The 230-nt window shown below is 46.5% G+C and carries 1 protein-coding gene; it reads right to left on the bottom strand.

Annotated elements, in window-relative coordinates:
• On the bottom strand, positions 1 to 230 hold a 230-nt coding region (locus HMPREF2811_RS00855; RefSeq protein ID WP_141749225.1), incomplete at both ends, for an IS66 family transposase.

Below are 230 nucleotides of genomic sequence, written 5' to 3'. Positions count from 1 at the left end.
CATGCTTCTTCTAAGCGGAATAGCTGATTACAATAGTCTAAACCAACTGCTCCCAAACTCTCTTTCGACTGCTTGGGTGTCGCTTCGTAGAATTTTCGTCGCACATGGGCCCAACAACCGACTAATTTCGCATTCTCGAGTTGACGATAAGCCGCATGCATATCACAATGAACATACCCCGAGTAGTCGCCTAAGAGTTCTTTTATCACCTGTCCACTCCGCTTAGCATC

Source organism: Globicatella sp. HMSC072A10 (assembly GCF_001811625.1).
Taxonomy (GTDB): Bacteria; Bacillota; Bacilli; order Lactobacillales; family Aerococcaceae; genus Globicatella; species Globicatella sanguinis.
The sequence above is the reverse complement of the archived record's forward strand: the minus strand, read 5'-3'. Positions and strand labels throughout refer to the sequence as shown.